Origin of the sequence: Allobosea sp. BE125 (assembly GCF_031456075.1) — a bacterium.
Classification (GTDB): Bacteria; Pseudomonadota; Alphaproteobacteria; order Rhizobiales; family Beijerinckiaceae; genus Allobosea.
Genome location: NZ_JAVDTY010000008.1, coordinates 147,253 through 171,545, shown reverse-complemented (window position 1 = coordinate 171,545; position 24,293 = coordinate 147,253). Strand labels below are relative to the sequence as shown.

Annotated in this window: 26 protein-coding genes; 15 read left to right on the top strand and 11 right to left on the bottom strand. The window is 66.2% G+C overall.

The window, feature by feature from the left end; all coding sequences use genetic code 11:
• Nucleotides 1-144: 144 nt before the first annotated feature.
• From J2Y55_RS18835 to J2Y55_RS18815, 5 genes are all read right to left on the bottom strand, one after another.
• Nucleotides 145-1,155, bottom strand: a complete 1,011-nt coding sequence (locus J2Y55_RS18835; RefSeq protein WP_310156674.1) for a 4-hydroxyproline epimerase — start codon at nt 1,153-1,155, stop codon at nt 145-147.
• Nucleotides 1,156-1,164: 9 nt separating this feature from the next.
• Complete coding sequence (locus tag J2Y55_RS18830) at nt 1,165-1,572, bottom strand: DUF3574 domain-containing protein (RefSeq protein WP_310156671.1); 408 nt, start codon at nt 1,570-1,572, stop codon at nt 1,165-1,167.
• A 127-nt stretch (nt 1,573-1,699) separates the two neighbouring features.
• A complete protein-coding gene (locus tag J2Y55_RS18825) occupies nt 1,700-2,932 on the bottom strand; it encodes an NAD(P)/FAD-dependent oxidoreductase (RefSeq protein ID WP_310156669.1) in 1,233 nt (410 codons plus the stop codon).
• 10 nt (nt 2,933-2,942) lie between these two features.
• Nucleotides 2,943-3,269 carry a cupin domain-containing protein gene (locus J2Y55_RS18820; protein ID WP_310156667.1) on the bottom strand — a complete coding sequence of 109 codons (327 nt, stop codon included), beginning with the start codon at nt 3,267-3,269 and terminating at the stop codon, nt 2,943-2,945.
• A 32-nt stretch (nt 3,270-3,301) separates the two neighbouring features.
• A complete protein-coding gene (locus tag J2Y55_RS18815; protein ID WP_310156665.1) occupies nt 3,302-4,204 on the bottom strand; it encodes a dihydrodipicolinate synthase family protein in 903 nt (300 codons plus the stop codon).
• Nucleotides 4,205-4,339: 135 nt separating this feature from the next.
• On the opposite strand from J2Y55_RS18815, the gene J2Y55_RS18810 reads away from it, so the two are divergent.
• Both J2Y55_RS18810 and J2Y55_RS18805 read left to right on the top strand, forming a co-directional pair.
• Entirely contained in the window at nt 4,340-5,044 is a 705-nt protein-coding gene (locus tag J2Y55_RS18810; protein WP_310156663.1) for a GntR family transcriptional regulator, read from the top strand.
• A gap of 312 nt (nt 5,045-5,356) precedes the next feature.
• Nucleotides 5,357-5,875, top strand: coding sequence for a flavin reductase family protein (locus J2Y55_RS18805; protein ID WP_310156660.1), 519 nt, complete (start codon nt 5,357-5,359; stop codon nt 5,873-5,875).
• A 109-nt stretch (nt 5,876-5,984) separates the two neighbouring features.
• Here J2Y55_RS18805 and pcaC read toward each other — a convergent pair whose 3' ends face one another.
• From pcaC to pcaB, 5 genes are read right to left on the bottom strand one after another with little or no spacing between them, the layout of a single operon-like run.
• Nucleotides 5,985-6,380: a 4-carboxymuconolactone decarboxylase gene (gene pcaC, locus J2Y55_RS18800; protein WP_310156658.1), complete on the bottom strand. Its 396-nt coding sequence runs from the start codon at nt 6,378-6,380 to the stop codon at nt 5,985-5,987.
• A gap of 11 nt (nt 6,381-6,391) precedes the next feature.
• The gene (gene pcaD / locus J2Y55_RS18795) at nt 6,392-7,171 is read right to left on the bottom strand and encodes a 3-oxoadipate enol-lactonase (protein ID WP_310156655.1); all 780 of its coding nucleotides are present in this window, start codon (nt 7,169-7,171) and stop codon (nt 6,392-6,394) included.
• 32 nt (nt 7,172-7,203) lie between these two features.
• On the bottom strand, nt 7,204-7,614 hold the full coding sequence (locus J2Y55_RS18790; protein WP_310156653.1) for an aconitase X swivel domain-containing protein: 411 nt from the start codon (nt 7,612-7,614) through the stop codon (nt 7,204-7,206).
• The gene (locus J2Y55_RS18785; RefSeq protein WP_310156650.1) at nt 7,605-8,864 is read right to left on the bottom strand and encodes an aconitase X; all 1,260 of its coding nucleotides are present in this window, start codon (nt 8,862-8,864) and stop codon (nt 7,605-7,607) included. The genes J2Y55_RS18790 and J2Y55_RS18785 overlap by 10 nt, the downstream gene beginning before the upstream one ends.
• Entirely contained in the window at nt 8,861-10,219 is a 1,359-nt protein-coding gene (gene pcaB / locus J2Y55_RS18780) for a 3-carboxy-cis,cis-muconate cycloisomerase (protein ID WP_310156648.1), read from the bottom strand. Before pcaB ends, J2Y55_RS18785 begins: the two co-directional genes overlap by 4 nt.
• Before the next feature lie 176 nt (nt 10,220-10,395).
• Here pcaB and J2Y55_RS18775 point away from each other — a divergent pair, with 176 nt between their 5' ends.
• The gene (locus J2Y55_RS18775) at nt 10,396-10,848 is read left to right on the top strand and encodes a CoxG family protein (RefSeq protein WP_310156646.1); all 453 of its coding nucleotides are present in this window, start codon (nt 10,396-10,398) and stop codon (nt 10,846-10,848) included.
• Nucleotides 10,849-10,928: 80 nt separating this feature from the next.
• Here J2Y55_RS18775 and J2Y55_RS18770 read toward each other — a convergent pair whose 3' ends face one another.
• Nucleotides 10,929-12,272: a methyl-accepting chemotaxis protein gene (locus J2Y55_RS18770; RefSeq protein ID WP_310156644.1), complete on the bottom strand. Its 1,344-nt coding sequence runs from the start codon at nt 12,270-12,272 to the stop codon at nt 10,929-10,931.
• Nucleotides 12,273-12,624: 352 nt separating this feature from the next.
• Here J2Y55_RS18770 and J2Y55_RS18765 point away from each other — a divergent pair, with 352 nt between their 5' ends.
• The 12 genes from J2Y55_RS18765 to J2Y55_RS18710 all read left to right on the top strand — a co-directional run bounded on the left by J2Y55_RS18765 (nt 12,625) and on the right by J2Y55_RS18710 (nt 24,220).
• Nucleotides 12,625-13,137, top strand: coding sequence for a (2Fe-2S)-binding protein (locus J2Y55_RS18765; RefSeq protein ID WP_069692280.1), 513 nt, complete (start codon nt 12,625-12,627; stop codon nt 13,135-13,137).
• A gap of 85 nt (nt 13,138-13,222) precedes the next feature.
• The gene (locus tag J2Y55_RS18760) at nt 13,223-15,601 is read left to right on the top strand and encodes a xanthine dehydrogenase family protein molybdopterin-binding subunit (RefSeq protein WP_310156641.1); all 2,379 of its coding nucleotides are present in this window, start codon (nt 13,223-13,225) and stop codon (nt 15,599-15,601) included.
• A gap of 79 nt (nt 15,602-15,680) precedes the next feature.
• Nucleotides 15,681-16,484: an FAD binding domain-containing protein gene (locus tag J2Y55_RS18755; RefSeq protein WP_310156639.1), complete on the top strand. Its 804-nt coding sequence runs from the start codon at nt 15,681-15,683 to the stop codon at nt 16,482-16,484.
• 121 nt (nt 16,485-16,605) lie between these two features.
• Complete coding sequence (locus tag J2Y55_RS18750; RefSeq protein WP_310156637.1) at nt 16,606-17,520, top strand: AAA family ATPase; 915 nt, start codon at nt 16,606-16,608, stop codon at nt 17,518-17,520.
• 124 nt (nt 17,521-17,644) lie between these two features.
• On the top strand, nt 17,645-18,022 hold the full coding sequence (locus J2Y55_RS18745; protein WP_310156636.1) for a nuclear transport factor 2 family protein: 378 nt from the start codon (nt 17,645-17,647) through the stop codon (nt 18,020-18,022).
• A 124-nt stretch (nt 18,023-18,146) separates the two neighbouring features.
• A complete protein-coding gene (locus tag J2Y55_RS18740) occupies nt 18,147-19,349 on the top strand; it encodes a vWA domain-containing protein (RefSeq protein ID WP_310156634.1) in 1,203 nt (400 codons plus the stop codon).
• 83 nt (nt 19,350-19,432) lie between these two features.
• Nucleotides 19,433-19,756 carry an XdhC family protein gene (locus tag J2Y55_RS18735; protein WP_310156632.1) on the top strand — a complete coding sequence of 108 codons (324 nt, stop codon included), beginning with the start codon at nt 19,433-19,435 and terminating at the stop codon, nt 19,754-19,756.
• On the top strand, nt 19,756-20,385 hold the full coding sequence (locus J2Y55_RS18730) for a LysE family translocator (protein WP_310156630.1): 630 nt from the start codon (nt 19,756-19,758) through the stop codon (nt 20,383-20,385). The genes J2Y55_RS18735 and J2Y55_RS18730 overlap by 1 nt, the downstream gene beginning before the upstream one ends.
• A 4-nt stretch (nt 20,386-20,389) precedes the next feature.
• On the top strand, nt 20,390-21,082 hold the full coding sequence (locus J2Y55_RS18725) for an XdhC family protein (RefSeq protein WP_310156628.1): 693 nt from the start codon (nt 20,390-20,392) through the stop codon (nt 21,080-21,082).
• Between the two features lie 12 nt (nt 21,083-21,094).
• Nucleotides 21,095-22,693: an NTP transferase domain-containing protein gene (locus J2Y55_RS18720; RefSeq protein WP_310156627.1), complete on the top strand. Its 1,599-nt coding sequence runs from the start codon at nt 21,095-21,097 to the stop codon at nt 22,691-22,693.
• A 456-nt stretch (nt 22,694-23,149) separates the two neighbouring features.
• Nucleotides 23,150-23,419, top strand: a complete 270-nt coding sequence (locus J2Y55_RS18715; RefSeq protein WP_310156625.1) for an usg protein — start codon at nt 23,150-23,152, stop codon at nt 23,417-23,419.
• 204 nt (nt 23,420-23,623) lie between these two features.
• On the top strand, nt 23,624-24,220 hold the full coding sequence (locus J2Y55_RS18710; RefSeq protein WP_310156623.1) for an exopolysaccharide biosynthesis protein: 597 nt from the start codon (nt 23,624-23,626) through the stop codon (nt 24,218-24,220).
• Nucleotides 24,221-24,293 lie beyond the last annotated feature (73 nt).

Genomic DNA, 24,293 nt, shown 5'->3' with positions numbered 1-24,293 from the left:
AGGTGGGCACCTTCGCAGCGGGTATTTGGGCCCGATGGGCTGTGGATATCGATGCGAAAAACCGTCTAGGATGATCTTTCTGCGCCCAATCGGCTTCCAACGGAGCGCGGCCGCATCGCTTGACGCAGCGGCAATTTCGCGGCGTCAGGCGCGATCGGCGAGCTGGAAGCCATGCGCCAGCGGGTCGCGGTCGTCGATGAAGATGGTGTTGTAGCCGGTCATCCGGGCCCAGCCCTCGATCGAAGGGATGATCGCGTCGTGGGGGCCGACCTTCGCTGCCGCCTCGACCCGGCCGCGGAAGAGCGTGCCGATGATGCTCTCATGGACGAAGTCGTCGCCGACCTTGAGCCTTCCCTGCGCGGCCCATTGCGCCATGCGCGAGGAGGTGCCGGTGCCGCAGGGCGAGCGGTCGAGCGCCTTGTCGCCGTAGAACACGGCGTTGCGGGCATGCGCCTCGGGCTTCGTCGGCGCGCCGGTCCAGAGGATGTGGGAGAGGCCGTTGATCGCCGGGTTCTCGGGATGGACGAACTGGTATTTCGCGTTGAGGGCCGCGCGCAGCTTCGGGCTCCAGCGCAGCAGATCGGAGGGGTTCACCTCGGCGATGTCGCGGATCGCGTCCTGCGGATCGACGATCGCGTAGAAATTGCCGCCATAGGCGACATCGACCTTGACCTCGCCCAGCCCCTCGATCTCGGCGGAGAGGCCGGTCGCGTGCAGATAGGAGGCGATGTTGGTGATGCGGACGCTGTCGACATAAGGCCCGTTGCGGACATAGGTCGCGGTGACGAGGCCGGCGGGTGTGTCGATCTTCAGCACGCCCTCCTGGCGCGGCGTCACCAGCCCGCGCTCCAGCGCCATGGTGACGGTGCCGATCGTGCCGTGGCCGCACATCGGCAGGCAGCCCGAAGTCTCGATGAAGAGGAAGGCGATGTCGGCGTCCTCGCGCGTCGGCGGGTAGAGGATTGCGCCCGACATCATGTCGTGGCCGCGCGGCTCGAACATCAGCCCGGTGCGGATCCAGTCGAACTCAGCCAGGAAATGGGCGCGCTTCTCGACCATGGTGTTGCCCTTCAGGGCAGGGCCGCCGCCGGCGACGAGGCGCACCGGGTTGCCGCAGGTATGGCCGTCGACGCAGAAGAAGGTGTGGGTCGTCATGGCATCCACTCAGAAGGATATGCAGGCCGGCTTCAGGATCGTGCCGACCGATTGCTGGTTGAAACGCTGTTTATAGGCTTCGGCAACGGCCGCCAGCTTGGCGCGCCCCTCGGGCTCGTCCTTCAGGGCGATGACGAGGAGTTTGGCCTGCTCGCGCACTAGGACACCACGCGTCGTATCGCGATACTGCCCTTGTCCTGCAAGGATCGTCAGCCCGTCGGGGAAGCGTGGCGTGACCTCCTCGTCGACGAAGCGCCCGAAGGCGGCCTCGCTGACGCCGGGCCTGTTGCCGATATTACGGCCGAACAGGAGTTCGGCAACGAGCATCGCTTGCTGGCCCGGCGAACACGAAAGCGGCGCGAGGCTGGCACAGCCGCCGAGGCAGGCGAGGCTGGCCAGAAACAGGATTCGAATCATTGTCTTGGCCTCGTCGGCTCAGAGCTTGATTCATGTGACGGGCGGCTGCGCTCGAGTGCGAAAGCGAAGGCGGCCTTCGCGTCCGCCATCATCGCGATGCTGAAGATCGGGCCCGCCGTCATCGCCTTCAGAACCGGTGCGGACTGAAGGGCGCGAGATCGATCGCTGGCTTACGACCGGAGATCAACGCGGCGATGAGGCCCGCCGTCGCGGTCGATTGCGTCATGCCGTAATGGCCGTGGCCGAAGGCGTAGACGACGTTACGATTGCGGCTCGCTTCGCCGATCACGGGCAATGAATCCGGCAGTGAAGGCCGGAAGCCCATCCAGAGCGTGCCGCTTTCGAAGGGCGGGAGGCCGTCGACGAGGCTCGCGGCCTTGTCGTAGAGGCTGCGTGTCCGGGCGTGATTGGGCGTTGCCTTCAGCCCGCCGAACTCGACTGCGCCGCCGATGCGCAGGCCGCTTTCCAATGGCGTCATGACGAAGCCATGGCCCTCGAAACCGACCGGGCGCGAGGTCAGGCCGGTGACGCCGGGAAAGCTGACATTGTAGCCGCGTTCGGTGTCGAGCGGGACCGCATCGCCAAGTGCCGCCGCCAATGGCTTCGACCATGCCCCGGCCGCGATCACGGCGCGATCGACGACGCGCTGCCAGCCATCGGGGCCGATCAGGGAGGGGCGCTCGCCCGTCGAGATATTGCTGACCTCGGCTTTCTCGAAGACCGCGCCGCGCGCCAGCGCCGCCTCGAACAGCGCCAGCGTCAATTGCAGGGGATCGCTGATATGGGCGGTGTCGGGATGGAAGGCCGCGCCGACGAAGCGCGGCTTCAGCGCCGGCTCGAACTGGCTGAGTTCCTCGGGGCCGATCATCTCGACCTTGATGCCGAACTCCGCCTGTCGCCTGGCGACATGGCCGGCTTCGTCGAAGGCCGCTTTGTCTGTGAAGACATAGAGCCCGCCCTGGCGATGGATGTGGCGGCTGAGGCCCAGGCTCTCGGCTCGCGCCAGCCAGGCCGGCAAGGCGAGCTGCTGCAGGGCGGCGAGCCCCTGGATCGAACGCTCATAGGCATCCGGCCGCGCCGCCAGTACGAAGCGGACGAGCCAGGGCAGGAGCTTGGGGAAATAGGCCGGGCGGATCGAGAGCGGCCCGAGCGGGTCGAGCAGGAACTTCGGCACCTGCCGCAGATTTTTGGGGCTGGCGATCGGCAGGATGTCGGTATGGGCCATCCAGCCGGCATTGCCGCGGGAGGGGCCGAAAGCGGGGCCTTCCTTGTCGAGGATCAGGACCTCGTGGCCCTCGTCGAGCAAGGCATGCGCGATGGCGCAGCCGACGATGCCGGCGCCGATAACGGCGATCTTCACGACAGGGCCTTCATGGCAGCGACAATTCCTTCAGCGCGCCGGGCTGCTTCACCTCGATCTCGACGAAGGCGATCGGGTGGGCGGAGCCGTTCATGACGTCGTGCTGGACACCGGCCGGGCGCATATAGGCCTGGCCCTGCGCCAGCGGCACATCGGTTTCCGTCTTGCCGTCGTGGATGCGCAATGTGCCCGCGACCAGCATCACCACGAAATAGGGCCAGCCATGGCTATGCCAGCCGGTCACGGCGCCGGGCTCGAAATCCCAGCGCGTGATCCGGATCGCCTCGTCGTCCTGCTGGAGCGTCGGGATGGCGGGGAGGGTGCAGGCGAAGGCCATGGCGTCTCCGGTCTTTTAGAAACTCGGGTCTTTTAGAAACTCGGCAGCGTCGGACGCGTGGCTTCAGCTGCCTTGACGATCGTCGTGAGGCGGGCGCGCTCGGAGCCCTGCAGCGCCTGACGCGGGGCGCGGCAGCGGTCATTGGAGCCAATCACCAGCGCCTCGACCAGCTTGATGTTCTGGACGAGTCTCGCCGAGACGTCGAGATCGAGCAGGGGGCGGAACCAGCGATAGATCGCGATCGCCTCGTTCATGCGGCCGGCCTTGGCGAGTTCGTAGATCGCCACCGTTTCGCGCGGATAGGCCACGACCAGCCCCGCGACCCAGCCATCAGCCCCCATCGCCAGGCTTTCCAAGGCGAGGTTGTCGACGCCGGTCAGCACCTTGAAGCGATCGCCGCAGAGCGACTTGATCTCGCTGATGCGGCGGATGTCGTCGGAGGATTCCTTGATGGCCGTGAAGAGCGGCTCGTCGGCCAGCTCCGCCAGCATGGCGGGCGGGATATCGACGCCATAGGCGGGCGGATTGTTGTAGATCATCACCGGCAGGCCGCCGGCCTTGGCAACGGTCCGGTAATGGGCGGCCGTCTCGTGCGGCTCGGATTTATAGGGGATGCCGGGCAGCACCATGAAACCCGCCGCTCCGGCTACGGCGCCGGCTTCCGCCAGCTTGCACGAAGCCCTGGTCGAGCCCTGCGAGACCGTCAGCAGCACCGGTACCTTGCCATCGGCGACGCGCAAAGCGGCCTTCAGGACCTCGATCTTCTCGTCAGGCTCCAGCGTCGAGGCCTCGCCGAGCGAGCCGCAGACGATCAGGCCATGCACGCCGGCCTCGATCTGGAGAGCGAAACAACGCTCCATTTCGGGGATGTCGAGACGATCGTCGCTCGTGAATTTCGTCGTAACCGCAGGCAGAACGCCGGTCCAATAGCTCATGGCACAAAGCTCCTTGCGTGCCGGCCCGTTTCGCTTGCAGATTGCAAACAGGCGAGCTTCGGCTCTCAGCGACATAGGTGATATATCAATGATCGGTCGCACGTCAATCCAGCCTTGCCGGCTGCCGGAGCACGCATGAATCTGCGCCCGCCTTCCGAAGCCCGAGAGGATGAGGAGGCGCACGCCTCGCTTCCGCCATCGGCGGCGCCCAGCCTGTCCGAGACAGCCTATCGCCGGCTCGAGGAAGCGATCGTGACCCTGTCGCTGCGTCCCGGCGCGGTGCTGACGGAGGCGCAGTTGATCGATCTCGTCGGCGTCGGGCGCACGCCGGTGCGCGAGGCGCTGATCCGGCTGGCGCAGCAGGGGCTGGTCGAGATTCTGCCGCGCAAGGGCGTCGCCGTAGCCGACATCAACGCCATCGACGTGATGGCAGCGCTCGATGCGCGCGAGGTGCTGGAGCGACTGATCGCGGGTGATGCAGCCAAACGGGCGAGCCCACGCGAACGTATTCTCATCATCGAGCAGGCCAAGGCGATGCGCGCGGCGGCCGAGACCGGCGACGTCAACGCCTTCATGCGCATCGATACGGAGCTCAACGGCATGGTGGCGGCTGCCGCGCGCAGCCCGTATGCCACGCGCGCCGTCGAGCCGCTGCAGGCGCTGATGCGGCGTGCCTGGTATCATTTCGAGCGGCAGGACGACCTCGTGCCCTCCGCGCATCTGCATGTCGCCTTCGCGCAAGCGATCGCGACGGCCGACCCCGCCGCGGCGATGATCGCGAGCGATGCGCTGATGCTGCATTTCCGCCGCGGCCTGCTTGGCGCGTTGGGGCGGGATTGAGGGCATGGGGCGGAGTGATACCGGCGCAGTTGAGCGCCTCTGATATATCTATTTCGATTGCCGAAGCCGCATCGAACTCGCCCACTCGCCATGGCGGATGCGGTCACCTATGCCACGGCGCTCGACAGGAGTGGCGGCTGCTTGATCCGTGATCGCCATTTCGAGGGTCTCGAACACGTTGTCTTCACCAAGACCGCTCATGATTGAACGGGCCGGTGTGTCGCTCCGCGAACTGGCTTTCGCGGGTGCGTGCGCCTACATCAACGGGCAAGAGTTCATGTGGGCAAGGGTTCATGCGAGCAGGCTGGGTGAATGACCAAGATCGCTGAGGCGGCGCCGCGCCTGACGCCGGCGGCCGATGGGCGGGCCTTCCGCGACGCCATGGCGCGGCTGGCCAGCCCGACCCATATCGTCACGACGGCAGGGCAGAACGGCCGCGCCGGCTTGACCGCGACCGCCGTCGCTTCGGTCTCGGATGCGCCGCCGACGGTGCTGGTCTGCATCGAGGGCAACAGCCGGACGCTGGCGGCGATCGCGGCCAACGGCGTCTTCTGCATCAACACATTGCCGGGCGGCGCCACCGACCTGGCCGAGACTTTCGCCGGGCGCCGCCGCATCGAGGGCGAGGCGCGTTTCGCCTCGGCGCGCTGGGGCCGGCTGGTGAGCGGCGCGCCGGTGCTGGAGGAGGCACTCGCCGCCTTCGATTGCCGGCTCGTCGCGATCCAGGAGGTCGCGACGCATCGCATCGTCATCGGCGAGGTCTTGGCGCTGGGCGGCGCGGGGCAAGGAGCCGGCCTGATCTATCGCGACCGGGGCTTCGAGACCGTCTAGGTCTTTGTTTTAACGCGTTTTCTCCCCGCGAACGCTTCGCGTTTGTCGCGAGGGAACTGGTTTCCGCTTCGCTCGAAAACGCTCTCGCGCTTCAAGGCTTGCTGAGGCTTCAGGGCTTGTCGGCTTCCGCCTCGATCTCGGCGAAGACGCTGGCGGCTTCCTTGAAGGCGTGGTTGGCGGCGGGCACGCCGGCATAGATCGCCGCTTGCATCAGCACCTCCTTGATCTCGTCCTTGGTCATGCCGTTGTTGAGCGCACCGCGGACATGGATGCGGAACTCGCCCCAGGCGCCCAGCGCACAAGCGATCGAGAGCACGATGATCGAGCGCTCCCGGCGCGGCAGGCCGGGCCGGTTCCAGATGTCGTTCCAGGCGGTGCGGGTGATGAACTCCTGCCACTCGCCGTTGAAGGCGGTGACGCCGGCGCTGGCCTTGTCGACATAGGTGTCGCTCAGCACGGCCCGGCGGGTCTTCATGCCGTTGTCGTAACGGGTTTTCTCGTCCATGGCGGTTGACCTCAAGCTTGCAGGAAGTCGAGCACGGCCTTGGTGAAGGCGGCGGGCTGCTCGAGATTGGAGAGATGGGCGGCGTCGAGCTCGACCGTCTGCGCGCCATGGATGGAATCGGCGATCAGGTGCCCGGCGGCAGGCGGCGTCGCGGGGTCGACCTTGCCGATGACGACCAGCACCGGATTGGTGATCGCGCGGATCGGCTCGCGCTGGTCCATGTCGCGGATCGCGGCGCAGCAATTGGCGTAGCCGAGCGGCGGGGTGGTGCTGAGCATGTCGCTGACCTTGGCCACGGTCGCGCTGTCGCGCTCGCGAAATTCCTGGCTGAACCAGCGCTCCAGTATCGGCTGGATCAGTCCTGCCATGCCGTTGGCGCGCACGGATTTGATGCGGGTGTTCCAGAGATCGGGCGGGCCCATGCGGGCGCCGGTATTGGCCAGCACCACCCGGTCGAGGCGCTTGCCGGCATGGGTCGCGAGCCATTGGCCGACCATTCCGCCCTTGGAGAGGCCGCACCAATGGGCCTTGGCGATGCCGAGATGATCGAGGATCGCCAGCGCGTCCTCGCCGAGCATGGCGATCGAATAGGGTTTGTCGGCTGCTGTCGACTGGCCGTGACCGCGTGAATCATAGCGCACGACACGGAAGGCCTTCGACCATTCCGGGATCTGCGGGTCCCACATCGCGAGATTGGTGCCGAGCGAGTTCGAGAGCAGCAGCACGGGCGCGTCGGCCGCGCCGTCGATCCGGATGTTGAAGGGCTCGCCCCTGATGATCTCGATCGGCATGGCGTTTCTCTTGTGTTGTCAGTTGCGTGTTGTCAGTTGATCGTGATCGCGCCACGAGCGGACAGCGTCAGCCGCCGGCCGGCCAAAGCCTGCTGCCGCTCGGCTGGAAGCCGGAACGCCGGCGGAGCTTGCCAGCCCATTTCGCGCGCAACGATGATGCCGAGCAGCAGGATGGCGTCGGGCGCGTCCATCAGGATTGCGGCCGGAGCCTTGCCGGCATGGACCAGCTCCAACAGCACGGCCGAAGCCGAGGAGGAGCCGATCGTGCCCGGCAACGCCAGCACCGTGCCGGCGATGCTCGCGCCGCGCTGCGGATGGCGCGCATCGATGATCAGGCCGGTTTTGGGATCGACGCCGCCCCAGAAGCTGATGGGGGCAGTGAGCGCCAGGCATGGCGCGGAGACCGCTTCGCCCGGGATCAGGATCTCAGCCATCAGCTCCATATCAGGGCCTCCCTGACGAGGTGGCCCGCGACGGCGCTCTCGACGCATTCCGACAGCGAGCCATAGGTCACGGCATAGCCGGTATTGCCTGGCGCATAATGTGCGAACTTGCCGGAATTGGTCATCAGCACCGCCCCCTCGATGTCGGGCAGGATCGGCGTGACCACGACGCAGGTATCGACCACGAAGACCACGCCGGCGGCTTCCAGCGCGGCACGGCGGCCATTGGTGGCGAGCGGACCCACCACATGGCGGCCGGTATTGGCATAGAGCGGCGTGGCGAGCCTGCGGCCGGCGAGCAGCCGCTCGACCTCCGCGATCTCGGCCAGGGAGAGATGTGGCGAGCCGATCGCGACGGCGTCGATGCGCTCAGTCGCGCCGGCGGTCGAGAGCCGCGCCAGCGTCGCCTGCAGCTCCTGTGGGGTCAGGATGAGGCGCTCGCGCGGTGGCATATGTCCGAGCGCGGTCGCAGCGTCGGGCGCTTCCGGCGTCACGCCCGCGACATGGAACAGCCCGACGCCACCGGCGGAGGCTGCGGCCGCGCCCAGCGCCTTCAGCCGGTCCTCATTGGTGCAGCCTTGCAAGCCTTCGATGACCGCGACCGCGCTGCCGGCGGCGCGGCCGAGATAGGTACCCAGCACCGGATAGAACACGTCCGAGCTGCGCAGGGCCCGCGACAGGCCGCTGACATCGATCAGCAGGGAGGCGATGCGGTTCTCCGGCCGATGCAGGCCATAATCGGGTGCGCAGCCGGCAATGGCGCAGGCAATGTCGAGGAAATCGCCATAGCGGTTGGTGCGCGCGCCGAGCACCGAATTGCAGAAGATGACGGCGTTGGACTCGCCCCAGGCGACATCCGTGCCCACAGCCGGGCGGTGCCCCGCCTGATAGGGCGCGCAGGTCCAGGAAGGCTCGCAGCCCATCGCCTCATAGGCGCGCATCATCCGCCCGGCCATGTCGCGCTCATGCGCGGGCAGCCGGATAGCGGCGCAGCCGGCGGGCGCGAGCGCGCCGACATTCAAGGTGGCGCGCACCGCGACCCTGGCGCCGCCCGCGACCAGGCTTTCGGCGAAGAGCGTGCCGGAATCGCCATGATAGAGCGCGCCGTCGATATGGGCCGAGGCGACCGGGATCAGCCTCGGAGCGCCCATCAAGCGGGCGGCCTCGGCGACGATGCGCAGCGCCATGGCGGCGCCTTCGCCTTGCGCGCCTGAGGCGATGCTGCGTTCCTCGGCAGTGAGAGCCGTCATGAGATAAATTGGCCCCGGTAGCGCGCCAGATGGGCGTCGATCATTGCCTCCGTGGCGCCGAGATAGCCGGCCGGGTCGAAGATGGCGTCGAGCGCCGCGGTATCGAGCTTTGCGGCGATCACGGTGTCCTGCGCCAGCACCTCGCGCAAATGCCGCCGATCGCGGATCGCGACCTTCGTCGCCGCCTCGACGCGGTGATGCGCCTCAGCCTTCCCAAGCGAGGCAGCAAGAGCGAAGGTCGCCCGTTCCGCCATGACGAGGCCATGAGTGAGGTCGAGATTGGCGCGCATCCGGGTTGCGTCGATCTCCAGCCCTTCGACCAGCATGATGGCGTGGTTCAGCGCCGCGCCGGTCAGCCGCAGCAGATCGAAGAGCGGCTCCCATTCGGCATGCCAATTGCCGACAGCGCGCTCATGCTCCTGGACGCCCGCCGCGATCAGTGTCGAGGCGAGGCCCGGCACGCGCGCCGCGCAAGCCAGGATCGCGGTGCAGAGCACGGGGTTGCGCTTGTGCGGCATGGTCGAGGAGCCGCCCTTGCCCGGCGCCGAGGGTTCGAAGGCTTCGGCCGTTTCGGTTTGCATCATCAGAGCGACGTCGCGGGCGATCTTGCCCAGCGTCGTCGTGGCGATCGCGAGTTCGCTGCCGAGCCGGCCGATGCGCCCGCGCGCCGTATGCGATGCAAGCCAGTCGCTTCCGGCGAATGGCGCAGTGGCGGCCAGCGCCAGCGCCAGTGCCGCGCCCTTGTCGCCGAGGCTTGCGAGGGTCCCGGCCGCTCCGCCGAACTGGAGCTGCGCCTGCCCGTATGGTGCGAGCGCGCGATCGCTGTCGCAGACCGCGCCAAGCCATTGCGCCGCCTTCAGGCCGAAGGAAACCGGTACTGCCTGCTGCAGGAAGGTGCGGCCCGGCATCACCGTCAAGCGATGGCGTTCCGCCTGACCGGCGAGCGCCGTCGCCAGGCGTGCCAGCCTGTCCCTCAGCAAACATGCTGCCGCCGCAACCTGGAGCGAGCGGCCTGAATCGATGACGTCCTGGCTCGTCGCGCCGAAATGCACCCATTTCGCGGCGTCGGCGTCGGAGGCGGCGACGAAGCCCGTCAGCGCCTTGACGAGCGGGATCGCCGGATTGCCGGCAAGGCTCGTCTGGCGGCCGATCTCGGCAATGTCGTAGAGTTCTGCCCGGCATGCCTCGGTGATTCCGGCAAGGGCACTGTCGGGAATCAGGCCGAGGCCGACCTGGGCGCGAGCCAGCGCAGCCTCCATGTCGAGCATGGCTTGTAAGCTCGCGCGGTCGTCGAGCAGCGCTGCCATTTGCGCATCGGCGAACAATTCGCCGTACAGACCGAGAGGGCCACTCATCTGTCGAAGGACCGGGGCGTGGTGTGCGGGCCTTGGGCGCTGTTCACTTTTGTCCCCTTGTGTAGCGAGGGGCTTTCCGCTCATGGATAGCCAACCCGAGCCTTGGATAGACCCGAGGCATGGCCGGCTGCAACAGCAGCGGGGTCGTCTTGATCTAGGAATGAGGGAGTAGCGGCATGGCGATGACGATGAATGGCGAGGTCACCTTGCCCGCAGCCAAGGACGTGGTCTGGGCCAAACTCAACGATGCCGAGGTGCTCAAGGCCTGCATTCCCGGCTGCGATCAGCTGACCAAGGACGACGACACCCATTTCTCGGCGATCGTGAAGGTCAAGCTCGGGCCGGTGAAGGCGACCTTCCGGGGCAAGGTCGAGCTCGTCGACCTAGACCCGCCCAATGGCTACCGTATCCAGGGCGAGGGCGAGGGCGGCATCGCCGGCTTCGCCAAGGGCGGCGCCAAGGTCGCGCTCAGCGAGGCCGAGGGCGGGCAGACGCTGCTGCGCTACGATGTCGAGGCGCAGGTCGGCGGCAAGCTGATGCAGCTCGGTGCAAGGTTGATCGATTCGGTTTCGAAGAAGCTCGCCGACGAGTTTTTCGCGAATTTCGCCAAAGCGGTCAGCGAAGGCTGACGCGTTCTTCCGTCTCGGAGCGGTCAGCGAGGGCTGATCGCGTTCTTCTGTCTCAGAATGGCCAGCAAAGGCCGAGCGCGTCAGGACACCTGTCTCAGCGCCGTCAACGCGTCGCTGACGGTCGCCTCCGCCGCGCCGACTTGAAGTGCGATCTGTGAAGCGACGAGGGTGGCACGTTCGATTGCCCTCGTCGTCGTCTCCAGGCTGTCGCCGACGGCTTGGGCGCTGGCGATCGTGTCATCCGAACACCCGGCCACGTCCGAGGCGTCGCGCGCTATGCCGGAGGTGACGAGGCTCTGCTGGGCGACCGAGTCGGATATCGCCTCGGAATCGCCCCGGATTTCGCCGATCGTCGTGCTGATCGAGGCGGCATGCTGGCCGCACGCCGCAGCGTTTGCCGAGAATTCGGTGATCTGGCGAGAGATCTCCTGCGTCGCATTGGCTGTCTGCGTCGCCAGTGACTTCACCTCCGAGGCAACGACGGCGAAACCGCGCCCGGCTTCCCCCGCTCGGGCGGCCTCGATCGTGGCGTTGAGAGCGAGCAGATTGGTCTGCGCGGCGATGTCTGCGATCAGGCCGAGAACTGAGCCGATGCTGGCGGTCGATTCACGCAATTGCATGATCGCGTTGTTCATCGCCTCCGCGTCGCCGACGGCGCGGGTGGCGATGGCGACGCTTTGGCGGGCGCGATGTCCGATCTCGCCGATATTGGCCGACATCTCTTCGGTCGCGGCGGCCGTCTGGCGGGCGCGGTCTCTCATCGTTTCGGCGGCGCGCGTGACATCGAGAACCTGTGTCCGGATGAAGGCTGTCGCGCTCGTGGTCTCGTCTGTGGCTCCGACGAACTGCTCGACGGCGCCACTGATCGTCGAATCGAGCGTGCCGATCCGTGATTTCAGCATATGCGCGGCGGTGTCGAGCGCGTCGCGGCGATGCTTGGCTTCCGCAGCCTCGAGGGCATGATCCAGCGTGATCGCGGTATTGATGTCCATAACCAGGACGTTCTCGATGATCTCCATGTCTCTCGCGAAACGGCTGGGAAACAGTAGAGAGGTTAGGCGCGGCTTTGTCGCGATCGCTCTGAAAAGGGCTCCCGCGATCGACACGCGGGAACGGGTGCCGACCTTGACGGCGCGCTCCAGCATACACATGCGCTCCATGGACTTGTGGTAGCGCTCGTCGAAATCACCTTCAAAAATCAGCCTGAAATGCTGCTCCGAGATCTCATAGAGGTTCTCGGTTAGCGGTGTGATGCTGTCTTTCAGCCCGGGATGGATCTGGCGACCATAGGCGAAGGCCTTGGCGACGATGTCTTCGATGACGAGGTCGACGTGCTTGCGATAGCCCCGCAGCGTGGTGCGCTTTTGCTCGCCGTAGCCTGTTGAGCGCAGGCGACGTGCGACCTGTTCGGAAATCGATGTCAAGATCGGCCCCCGCGCCGCCGGCAAAAGCGCTCCAACGAGCCAGCTCACGGTGAGTGGTCCCGGTTAAAATTCCGGCAATGGGCCATAGGCACGTGGTCTCGGCTACGTGGTCTGGCAAATTCCGGCCGAGTTCCCGTCGAACGCGATGAATCGCCGCGAAACGGTACAAAACAGCCTGCCTTGCCTGGGCGCCCCTGGCTTGACCGCGCAAAAACGTGGGTCCACATTCGGTTTCGAGCTATTCCAAGGAAAAGCTGCCCTTCGCCGATCGCGATTGCGCGAGGGGGGAACACGCTACGGCTTCGAGATGTCTTAGCCGGGCGCCAGACCCGGGTCACAGGAGGAATGCCCCATGGCCACCGTTTCGATGACGGTGAACGGCAAAGCCGTCACCGGCACAATCGATCCCCGTACCTTGCTCGTCCAGTTCCTGCGCGAGAATCTGCGCCTGACGGGCACGCATGTCGGTTGCGACACCAGCCAGTGCGGCGCCTGCGTCGTCCATGTCGACGGCAAGGCGATCAAGTCCTGCACGACGCTGGCGCTGTCGCTCGAGGGGGCCTCCGTGACGACGATCGAGGGGCTGGCGGTCAACGGCTCGCTGCATCCGATGCAGGAGGCTTTCCGCGAGCATCACGGGCTTCAGTGCGGCTATTGCACGCCGGGCATGATCATGGCGGCCGTCGATATCGTGAACCGGCGCGGCCATGCGCTCGACGAGCAGACGATCCGCGAGGATCTCGACGGCAATATCTGCCGCTGCACCGGCTACCACAACATCGTCAAGGCGATTGCCGCGGGGGCTGAAGCGATGGGTGGCAAGGCCATGGATCGCAAGGATCCACCGCGCCAGGCCGCGGAGTAAGGCGTTTCGCCCGCGCCATCCCGCGCGGGTTTTTTCTCATGCCATGACGTGCCCGCCAGAGGCGCGCTGCGAGGAGGGAACACCAATGTCTTCTCAATCAAGCTTCGCCACCGGAATCGGCGCCTCGGTCCGCCGCAAGGAAGACCACCGCTTCATCACCGGCCAGGGCCGCTATACCGACGACATCAATCGCCCGGGCCAGACCCACGCCTATTTTCTGCGGTCGCCCCACGCACACGCCACCATCAACAAGATCGACACCAAGGCCGCCGCCAAGATGCCCGGCGTGCTTGGAATCTTCACGGGTGACGATCTCACGGCCGATAAGGTCGGCGGGCTGATCTGTGGCTGGATGATCCACAACAAGGATGGCTCGCCGATGCGTGCCGGCGCCCATCCGGCCCTGGCCCAGGGCAAGGTCCGCTATGTCGGCGACCACGTCTGCGTGATCGTCGCCGAGACGCTGGCGCAGGCGCGCGACGCGTCGGAGGCGATCGTCGTCGATTACGGCGTGCTGCCGGCGGTGGTCGACACCGCAAGCGCCGCCAAGGCCAAGACCGTCGTCCATGCGGAGGCGCCCGACAACACGGTGTTCAACTGGCATCTCGGCAACAAGGACGAGACAGAGAAGGCCTTCAAGGCGGCCAAGCATGTGACGAAGCTCGACATCGTCAACAATCGGCTGGTGCCCAACCCGATGGAGCCGCGCGCGGCCGTCGGCGATTATGATCAGGGTGAGGGGGCATTCACGCTCTACACCACGAGCCAGAACCCCCATGTCGCCCGTCTCGTGCTCTCGGCCTTCATCGGCATCGCGCCGGAGAACAAGCTGCGCGTGATCGCGCCCGATGTCGGCGGCGGCTTTGGCTCAAAGATCTTCATCTATGCCGAGGAGACGGTCTGCGTCTGGGCGGCCAAGAAGGTCGGCCGGCCGGTGAAATGGACGTCGGACCGTTCCGAGGCCTTCCTCTCCGACGCGCATGGCCGCGACCATGTCACCCATGCCGAGCTCGCGACCGACGCCGAGGGCAAGATCACGGCGCTCCGCGTCAAGACGACGGCCAATCTTGGCGCCTATCTCTCGACCTTCTCCTCTTCGGTGCCGACCTATCTCTATGCGCCGCTGCTCTCGGGCTCCTACGACATCCCGGCGATCTATGCCGAGGTCGATGCGGTCTACACCAACACCGCTCCGGTTGACGCCTATCGCGGGGCGGGGCGGCCGGAGGCGACCTTTGTGGTCGAGCGCCTGGTCGAGGTCGCGGCGCGCGAACTCGGCAAGGATCCGGCAAAATTCCGGATGCAGAACTACATCAAGAAGTTCCCGCACCAGACGCCGGTGATCATGATGTACGACGCCGGCAATTACGGCGCGGCGATGAAGAAGGCGCTGGAGATCATCGACTACAAGGGCATCGGCAAGCGCAAGCGCGACTCGGCCCGCAACGGCAAGCTGCGCGGCATCGGCTTCTCCTCCTATATCGAGGCTTGCGGCATTGCGCCGTCGGCCGCGGTGGGGTCGCTGGGTGCAGGCGTCGGCCTGTGGGAATCGGCGGAGGTCAGGGTCAATCCGATCGGTACCGTCGAGGTTTTGACCGGCTCTCACAGCCATGGCCAGGGCCATGAGACGACCTTCGCCCAGTTGGTCTCCGACAAGCTCGGCATCCCGATCGAGAACGTCTCGATCGTCCATGGCGACACCGACAAGGTGCAGATGGGCATGGGGACCTATGGTTCGCGCTCCGGCGCGGTCGGCATGTCGGCGATCTTCAGGGCCGTCGATAAGGTCATCGCCAAGGGCAAGAAGGTTGCGGCCTATGTGCTGGAGGCCGACGAGGCCGACATCGACTTCGCGGATGGGCACTTCAAGGTGAAGGGCACGGACAAGACGCTCGATTTCGGTTCCTGCGCGCTGCAGGCCTATGTCGCGCACAAGTTCAACGGGCAGGATCTCGAGCCCGGGCTGAAGGAGGGGGCGTTCTATGACCCGACCAACTTCACATTCCCGGCCGGCGTCCATATCTGCGAGCTTGAGATCGACCCCGCCACCGGCACGACCCATATCGAGCGCTGGGCGGCGGTGGATGATTTCGGCAATGTCATCAACCCGATGATCGTCGAGGGGCAGGTCCATGGCGGCATCGCCCAGGGTGTCGGCCAAGCGCTGCTGGAAGGGGCGAAGTACAACAGTGACGGGCAGCTCGTGACCGCGAGCTTCATGGATTACTGCATGCCGCGCGCTGGCGATCTGCCATCCTTCGATGTCGGCATGACGGTGACGCCATGCCCGTCCAACCCGCTCGGCATCAAGGGCTGCGGCGAGGCCGGGGCCATCGCCGCCCCGCCCGCCGTGATCAACGCCATCACCGACGCGCTCGGCCATGAGGACATCGCCATGCCGGCGACGCCCCAGGCGGTCTGGCGCGCGGCGCAGAAGAGCATCAAGAGAATGGCTGCCGAGTAAGCATCGAGAGGGCGGATGACGGCATGTGGCCGTCATCCGCTTGTCCAGCGCCTGCGACGTTTCGAAAGGGATCATGCCCATGTACGCCTTCACCTTCCATCGCCCGGCCACGGCGCGCCAGGCCGCCGGTCTCATCGCCAAGAAGGAGGACGCCAAATTGCTCGCCGGCGGGCACACGCTGCTGCCGACGATGAAGCAGCGTCTCGCTTCGCCGGGAGCACTCGTCGATCTCGGCGGCTGCGCCGATCTCAAGGGCATCGAGCGCAAGGGCCGCACTGTCGTGATCGGCGCGATGACGACCCATGCCGAGGTCGCGGCCTCGCCACTCGTGCAGGAGGCCATTCCGGGCCTGGCCTATCTCGCCTCGCATATCGGCGACCCGCATGTGCGCAATCGCGGCACGATCGGCGGTTCGGTCGCCAACAATGACCCTGCGGCGGACTATCCCGCAGCCTGCCTCGCACTGGGGGCGACGATCGTCACCAACAAGCGCAAGATCGGGGCGGACGCGTTCTTCACCGGCCTTTACGAGACGGCGCTGGAGGAGGGCGAGATCATCACCAAGATCGTCTTCCCGCTGGCTTCCAAGGCGGCTTATGCGAAATTCCGCAATCCGGCCTCGCGCTATGCGCTGGTCGGCGTCTTCGTCGCCAAGCGTGGCTCCGATGTCTGCGTCGCGGTCACGGGCGCGGGCGAGGGCGGTGTCTTCCGCTGGCCCGAGGCCGAGGCTGCTCTGAAGACGCGCTTCACCGCGAAATCGCTCGATGGCGTCAAGGCTTCGGCCAAGGGCATCAATGCCGACATGCATGCCGATGCCGAATACCGCGCGCATCTGATCGGCGTGATGGCGAAGGAAGCCGTGGCGCGCGCGACGGGGAAGTAGGGCGCTGCGCGCAAGCCTGCCGCGTCATGCCCGGGCTTGACCCGGGCCTTCCCGCCAAGCCTAGCTGGTGGTTCATTCCCAAGAGATGCTCGGGGCAAGCCCGAGCATGACGCGAGTTGTCATGCCCACCGCTCTTCCTGTCTCCATCGATGCGACGCTGTCCCTCCTGCAAGCGCAGGGCTATGTCGCCGACCGCTCGCTTGCGACCGTGCTGTTCCTGGCGCTCAGGATGAAGCGGCCGCTGCTGCTGGAAGGCGAGGCCGGCACCGGCAAGACCGAGATCGCGAAAGTGCTCTCGGCTGCTTTGGGGCGCAAGCTGATCCGGCTGCAATGCTATGAGGGGCTCGACCTCGCCTCGGCCGTCTATGAATGGAACTATGCCGGCCAGATGATGGCGATAAGGCTGGCCGAGGCGGGCGGTGCGAGCGGCGATCGCGACCGGCTCGAGGCTGATATCTTCTCAGAGAAATACCTGGTCAAGCGTCCGCTCTTGCAGGCGCTGGAGCCACAGGAGGGTGGCGCGCCGATCCTGCTGATCGATGAGCTCGACCGCACCGACGAGGCTTTCGAGGCCTTTCTGCTCGAAGTTCTGGCGGATGCGCAGGTGACGATTCCCGAGCTCGGCACGATCAAAGCTACCGAGCCGCCGATCGTGATCCTGACCTCGAACCGCACTCGCGAGATCCATGACGCGCTGAAGCGGCGCTGCCTCTATCACTGGGTCGGCTACCCCGATGCCGTGCGCGAGCTCGCCATCCTCAAGGCGCGCGCACCAGGCGCTCCCGCCAAGCTGGCGAAGCAGGTCGTCTCCTTCGTGCAGGCGATCCGCAAGGAGGAATTGTTCAAGGCGCCCGGCGTCGCCGAGACGCTCGACTGGGCGAGCGCTTTGGTGGAGCTCGACGCGGTCGCGCTCGATCCCGCGCTGGTCTCCGACACGCTGGGCGCGCTGCTGAAATACCAGGACGATATCCAGGCGATGCAGGGCTCGAAGGTGAAGGAGCTGCTGGATCAGGTGAAGGCGGAAGCGCGAGGCTAGGCTGGGGCTCAGCCGTCATGGTCGACCTTGTGTCGACCATCCACGCCTTCGTTCAACCCGGCCGACACGTCGCAAGCGCGGATGGTCGGGGCAAGCCAGACCATGACGGGAGAGGAGGGACACCATGTACAATGATCTCAAGGCTATCGAGGCGGCGACCTGGACCTATCTCAACGGGCTTTATGAGGGCGATGTCGACAAGCTCTCCCATGTCTTCCATCCGACCAGCGCGCTGACCTCGGCGCAGGAGGATGGCGCGATCAAGATCCTGCCGCGCGACCAGTGGCTGGAGGGGGTGCGCAGCCGGCCCTCCCCGAAAGCCGCCGGCCTGGCGCGCGGCGACCATATTCTGACCATCGATCTGGTCGGGCCGACGCTGGCGCTTGTGAAGGTCAAATGCCAGATGCCGCCGCGCTATTTCACCGACCTGCTGTCCTTTCTGAAGGTCGATAGCAAATGGCAGGTCGTGCAGAAGGTGTTCATGACCGAGGTGCGGGAGTGAGCACCGACACTTTCCGTCATGGTCGACGTTGTGCCGACCATGCACGCCTTGCGACGTTGATACCGGTGGAAGCGAAGACGTGGATGCTCGGGACAAGCCCGAACATGACGGTCGCGGCTCACCGATGACTGGCAAGCTCCCCGAAAACGTCGCCTATTTCGCCCGAGCGCTGCGCATCGCCGGCGTGCCCGTCGGCCCCGGTGCGGTGGTCGAGGCGGTCGAGGCGCTGGCCGAAGGGGCGCTCGGCGAGCGCGACGACGTCTATTGGGCGCTGCATGCGATCTTCGTGAAGAAGCATGAGGACAGCGTCGTCTACGATCAGGCGTTTGGGCTGTTCTGGCGCAGGCGGGCGCTGATCGAGAAATTGATGGCGCAGATGTCGCCCGTCTCGCCTGGGGGCGACAGCACGCCGCAGAAGGAGGAGGCTGGCGCGCTGCGGGTGGCGGAGGCCTTCGCTCCGCCCAAACGAGAGGATGACGAGCCGCCGCGAGAGCTGACCGAACTCAGCGCGCAGATGACCGTTTCCGATCGCGAGACATTGAGATCGCGCGATTTCGCCCAGATGAGCGCGGCCGAGATCGCGCGCGCCAAACAGCTGATTGCGGGGCTGCGCCTGCCTGACGACAGGGTGCCGACACGGCGCTTCCAAGCGGCGCATCAGGGTGCGCGCATCGACCCGCGCCGGACCTTTCGCCGCTCCCTGCGGGGCGGCGGCGGTTCGATCGATCTGGCGTTCCGCGAGCGCGCCGAGGTGCATCCGCCTGTCGTCGCGCTGGTCGATATCTCGGGCTCGATGGCGGAGTATTCGCGCATCTTCCTGCATTTCCTGCATGCGCTCACCGAGAAGCGCCACCGCGTGCATTCCTTCGTTTTCGGCACAAGGCTGACCAATGTCACGCGCAGCTTGCGCGCCCGCGACCCCGACGATGCGCTGGCCCTGGCGGGACGCGCTGCGCCCGACTGGGAAGGCGGTACGCGCATCTCGACGGCGCTGCATACGTTCAACCGGATCTGGTCGCGCCGGGTTCTGGCAGGCGGGGCGGTTGTTCTGCTCTTCACCGACGGGTTGGAGCGGCACCTCGACGGGGAGCTCTCCTTCGAAATGGACCGCCTGCACCGCTCCTGCCGCCAGCTCGTCTGGCTCAACCCGCTGCTGCGCTTCGAGGCCTTCGAGGCGCGCGCCAGCGGCATCCGCGCGATGCTGCCCCATGTCGACAGTTTCCGGCCGATCCACAATCTCGCGGCGATGACCGATCTCTGCGCGGCGCTGTCGCCGGATGCAGACCGGAAGAGCGATCCGCGCCAGTGGTTGAAGAAGGCCGGGTGAGGCATGATATCGGTGAGGATTTTCAAGCTGCCACGCCGCACTGGCGGGAAACATCTGAAGTCATAGCGATCGAAGGTCATCCCATGATCAGCACCGACACAGACATCCTCAGCCTCGCCGAAGCCTGGGCCAAGTCGGGCCGTGGCGTTGCGCTTGCCACCGTGATCGAAACCTGGGGCTCGGCCCCGCGCCCCGTCGGCTCGCATCTCGTCATCGATGACGAGGGCAATTTCCAGGGTTCGGTCTCGGGCGGTTGCGTCGAGGGGGCGGTCGTGGAGGAGGCGGCCGAGGTCATCGGCGATGGCAAAGCCCGCACGCTCGAATTCGGCGTTGCCGACGAGACCGCCTGGAAGGTCGGGCTCTCCTGCGGCGGGCGGATTCGGGTCTATGTGGAAAAGGTGAACTGATGGCCTCCTGGGAAACCCTCGTCGCCTTTGCGACGCTGACCATCCTGGTCGCCTATTTCCCGGGCCCGGCGCTGCTCTATACGGCGGCGCAGACGATCTCGCATGGCCGCCGTGCCGGCTTCATGGCGATGCTCGGCATCCATCTCGGCTGCTATCTGCATGTCTTTGCCGCCGCCTTCGGCCTGTCGGCGGTGTTCAAGCATGTGCCGGAGCTTTATGTCGTGGTGAAGCTTGCGGGCGCGTTCTATCTCGTCTGGCTTGGCATCGGTATGATCCGCGCCAAGCTAACCCAGGGCGACGCTCCCGCGACGCCAGCCAAGACGGTCAAGCGCGCCTTGATCGACAGCTTCATCGTCGAAGTGCTGAACCCCAAGGTCGCGCTGTTCTTCATCGCGCTCCTGCCGCAATTCGTCGATCCGGCCGGCTCCCTGCCGGTCTGGGCCCAGTTCCTGATGCTCGGCGCGATCGTCAATTTCGCCTTCTCCTCGGCCGATTTCGTCACGGTCCTGGGGGCGTCCGCCGTTATCAGGACGATGAAGCAAACGCGGGCCGGATTCGCCTTCGGGCGCTGGCTCGGCGGCTCGATGATGATCGGGCTGGGGCTGAAGCTCGCGACCGACAAGGGCTGACGCGATGGAACTTTCGATCCTGTCTGCGCTCAATGCCGAGCGCGCTGCGCGACGGGCGAGCGTGCTCGTCACCACGATCGAAAGCGGTGCACAGCGGCTGGTCAAGGCGGGCGAGATCGCTGCCGATCCGCTGGCGGAGGTGCTCGACAAGCAATTGCGCATGGCCAAGAGCGCCATGGTCGAGGTCGAGGGTGCGCAGCATTTCCTGACCGTGCAGGCGCCGCATCCGCGCATCGTCATCACCGGCGCCGTCCATGTCTCGCAGGCGATGGCGCCGATGGCGAGGCTGCTCGACCTCGACCTCGTGATCATCGACCCGCGCACCGCCTTCGCCACACCTGAGCGCTTTCCCGATGTGCGCCTGCTGACCGAGTGGCCGGATGAGGCGATCGCGACGATCGGGCTCGATAGCTACACGGCCTTCGTCGCGCTGACGCATGATCCCAAGATCGACGATCCCGGCCTCGAGGCTGCCTTGCGCTCGGACTGCTTTTATATCGGCGCGCTCGGCAGCCGGAAGACGCATGCCCGGCGCATCGAGCGGCTGGCGGCTGCGGGCTTCGACGAGGCCGCGACCGGGCGCATCCATGCGCCGATCGGGCTCGACATCGGCGCGGTGTCTCCGGCCGAGATCGCGGTCGCGATCCTGGCCGAAATCGTCAGCAGCTTGCGCGGCCCGCGCCGCAAACCGGTCTGAGCTACAACCCAGATGAAATTCGGACCCGTCGCCATCACCGAGGCCGCAGGCTGCATCGCCGCGCATACCGTCCGCGCCGGCGACGTCATCGTCAGGAAGGGTGCGACGATCAGCGCTGAGGATGCCGTCAGGCTTGCCGCCGCCGGCTTGACCGAGCTCGTCGCCGTCAGGCTGGAGCCGGGCGATATCGACGAGAATGCGGCGGCGGCGAAGCTGGCCGCTGCGCTGGCCGGGCAGGGCATTGTCACCGAGGCGCCCTTCACCGGCCGCGTCAATCTGTTCGCGACCGCAGCAGGCGTGCTGACGATCGATGTCGCGGCGATCGACCGCTTCAACCGCATCGACGAGGCGATCACTGCCGCGACCTTGCCGGCGATGAAGTCTGTCGTCGCGGGCGAGATGGTCGGCACGGTCAAGATCATCCCCTATGGCCTGGCCGGAAGCCTGGTCGACGGGGCGCTGGCGGCCGTCTCCGGCGCGCCGATCTCGGTCGCAGCCTATCGGCCGGTCTCGGTCGGGGTGATCTCGACGCTCCTGCCTGGCCTCAAGCCCTCGGTCATCGAGAAGACCCTGCGGATCATGGTTGACCGGCTCGCGCCGGCCGGCGCGAACCTGTCCGCCGACAGGCGCGTGCCACATGAGGCTACGCCATTGGCGCAAGCGCTTGCGAAGATGGCGGCGGGGCCGGCCGACATCCTCGTCGTCTTCGGGGCCTCGGCCATCACCGATCGGCGCGATGTGATCCCGCAGGCGCTGCTTGCGGCCGGTGGGCGGATCGAGCATCTCGGCATGCCGGTCGACCCTGGGAATCTGTTGCTGATCGGCGAACTCGCCGGCAAGCCGGTGATCGGCGCGCCCGGCTGTGCCCGTTCGCCCAAGGAGAACGGCTTCGACTGGGTGCTGCAGCGCTGTCTCGCCGGCATTCCCGTCCGCAAGGCCGATATACAGGCGATGGGCGTCGGCGGCCTCCTGATGGAGATCGTCTCCCGCCCGCAGCCACGGGCTCCGGGCCATGCCGAGGCCGCGCCGGTCGCCGGCATGGTGCTCGCGGCCGGCCGCTCGACCCGGATGGGCGAGGCCAACAAGCTGCTGCAGGCCGTACGCGGCAAGCCGCTGGTGCGCCATGCCGTCGAGGCGCAACTGGCCTCAAAGGCCGGGCCTGTCCTGGTGGTGACGGGGCATCAGCAGAAGGAGGTCGCCGCCGCGCTGGCCGGCCTCGATATTCGCCTTGTCCATAATCCCGATTTCGCCAGCGGCCTTGCCAGTTCTGTGAAGGCGGGGCTTGCCACATTGCCGGCTTCGGCGCCAGGCGTCGTGGTTTCGCTCGGCGACATGCCCAATGTGACCGCGCAGGTGATCGATAGGCTGGCAGAAGTCTTCGCCGACAGGCCGGATGCGCTCGCGGTGGTCCCAACACTGCTCGGCCAGCGCGGCAATCCCGTGCTGCTCGCCCGGGCACTGTTCCCGGCGGTGGCGCGCTTGACCGGCGATCAGGGCGCCAGGCGTCTGCTCGACGAGGCCGGCGAGGCCGTCGCCGAGGTGCAGCTGGATGATCCAGCGATCGCACTCGACGTCGATACGCCGGAGGCGTTGCGGGCGCTGGTCGGGTAGGGCGATGGCTTGATCTGGATCGGCAGCGTCATTCCGGGACGGCCCGTAGTGCCAAACCCAGAATTCATGATGGCCGGAATGAGCCAGATGGGACGCCATTCATAGCCGACCAGCATCTGCTCTTCCAGCTTGTGGGCCATGCTGCGGAGGCCGCCATAGCCGAGTTCGCACTCGCCGAAGGCGCGCTTCATGCCGACTGAGGCGAAGCTCCTGGCGAGCTCCATCTCGAGCCAGCCGAACAGCCTCAGCGAAGCTGGCTGGCGCATGCCGAATTCGTCCTCGGCCATGGCGGAAGGCGCGCAGAGACACGTGGTGAGCGCGGTCAAACGCATGGCCGGATGCATGCCCTGACTGCAGATGCTTGGCAGGAGGCTTGCAAGCTTTTGTTAACCACACGGGCGCACCCTATATCTAACCGGCTCAACTTTCATCGTGACGTGGCGAAGGGAGATGGCAATGGCTTCAGCGGACTTCATCCGGCAGTTGGCGGGATACGGATTGACGACGGCGACGATCCTCTACCGTATGCCCGATCACCCGAAATTGCTGCAGACCTATATCTGGCAGCAATATGATCTCGCTCCGCGTTTCCCGCAGTTGCACGACTTTCTCGATTTCTGGAAGCGGGAGCTGGAAGGCCCGCTTCATTCGGTCACAGTGGCGCATTCGCGCCTGATCCGTCCGGCCGAAATCATCAGCGTCAACGGTGTGCTGACGCTGCATTGAAGGCTCTCATCAAAGAGTTAGAGCAGGATCGACGCGAAAAACCGGTGCCCACTTTTTCGCTTCCTGCTCTAGCCTGAGCGCCCAGGCAGCGGGCAAAGGGCCGGTACCCACTTTTTTGCATCCTGCCCTCGGCGTCGCCGCGCTTGTTGCGCGGGGCCTGCGCATGCTAGGCCGCTGCTCCCGACCCGGCCCGGCCTTGTCCTATTGTCATATCCATTGCGCACTTCCGGACTACTGACGGCGCTCGCCGCCCTGCCTGGAGAGCGCATCGGGGTCGCTACGATCATGTCCGCGCTCAAGGACCGGACCTACGCGCTGCTCGTGGTCCTGCTCGGCTTGCCGAACTGCCTGCCGATGCCGCCGCCGATCCCGCTGGTCTGCGGCCTGGTGCTCGCCTTCGTCGCGGTGCAGATGCTGACCGGCCGCGCCATGCCGTGGCTGCCGCAGGCCGTGCTCGGCAAGAGCGTCGGTAAGCCCGAGCTCAGCCGCGCCGTGGCGCGCGCCGTGCCGGTATTGACGCGGCTCGAGCGCTTTTCGCGGCCCCGCCTCACCGTCCTGGGCAGCGCCTTGGCGACCCCGGTGCTCGGGCTGATCATCCTCGTGCTGGCGCTGGGTCTCGTCGTCGCGGCGCCCTTCATCGGTCAGATCCCGCTTGGGCTCGCCGTCTGCCTGGTCGGCCTGGGCCTCGTCGAGCGCGACGGGTTGTTCATCATCGCCGGCGCCGTCATCGGAGTGGGCGGGCTGATCCTCAGCGCCGGCTTCGCCTATGCGATCGTCAGCGGTCTCTCCGGGCTGTTCTAGAGCATTTTCCGATCCAACTGGATCGTTCAATTGTTCTAGCTTTTTGTTTTAACGCGTTTTCTCCGCGCAAACG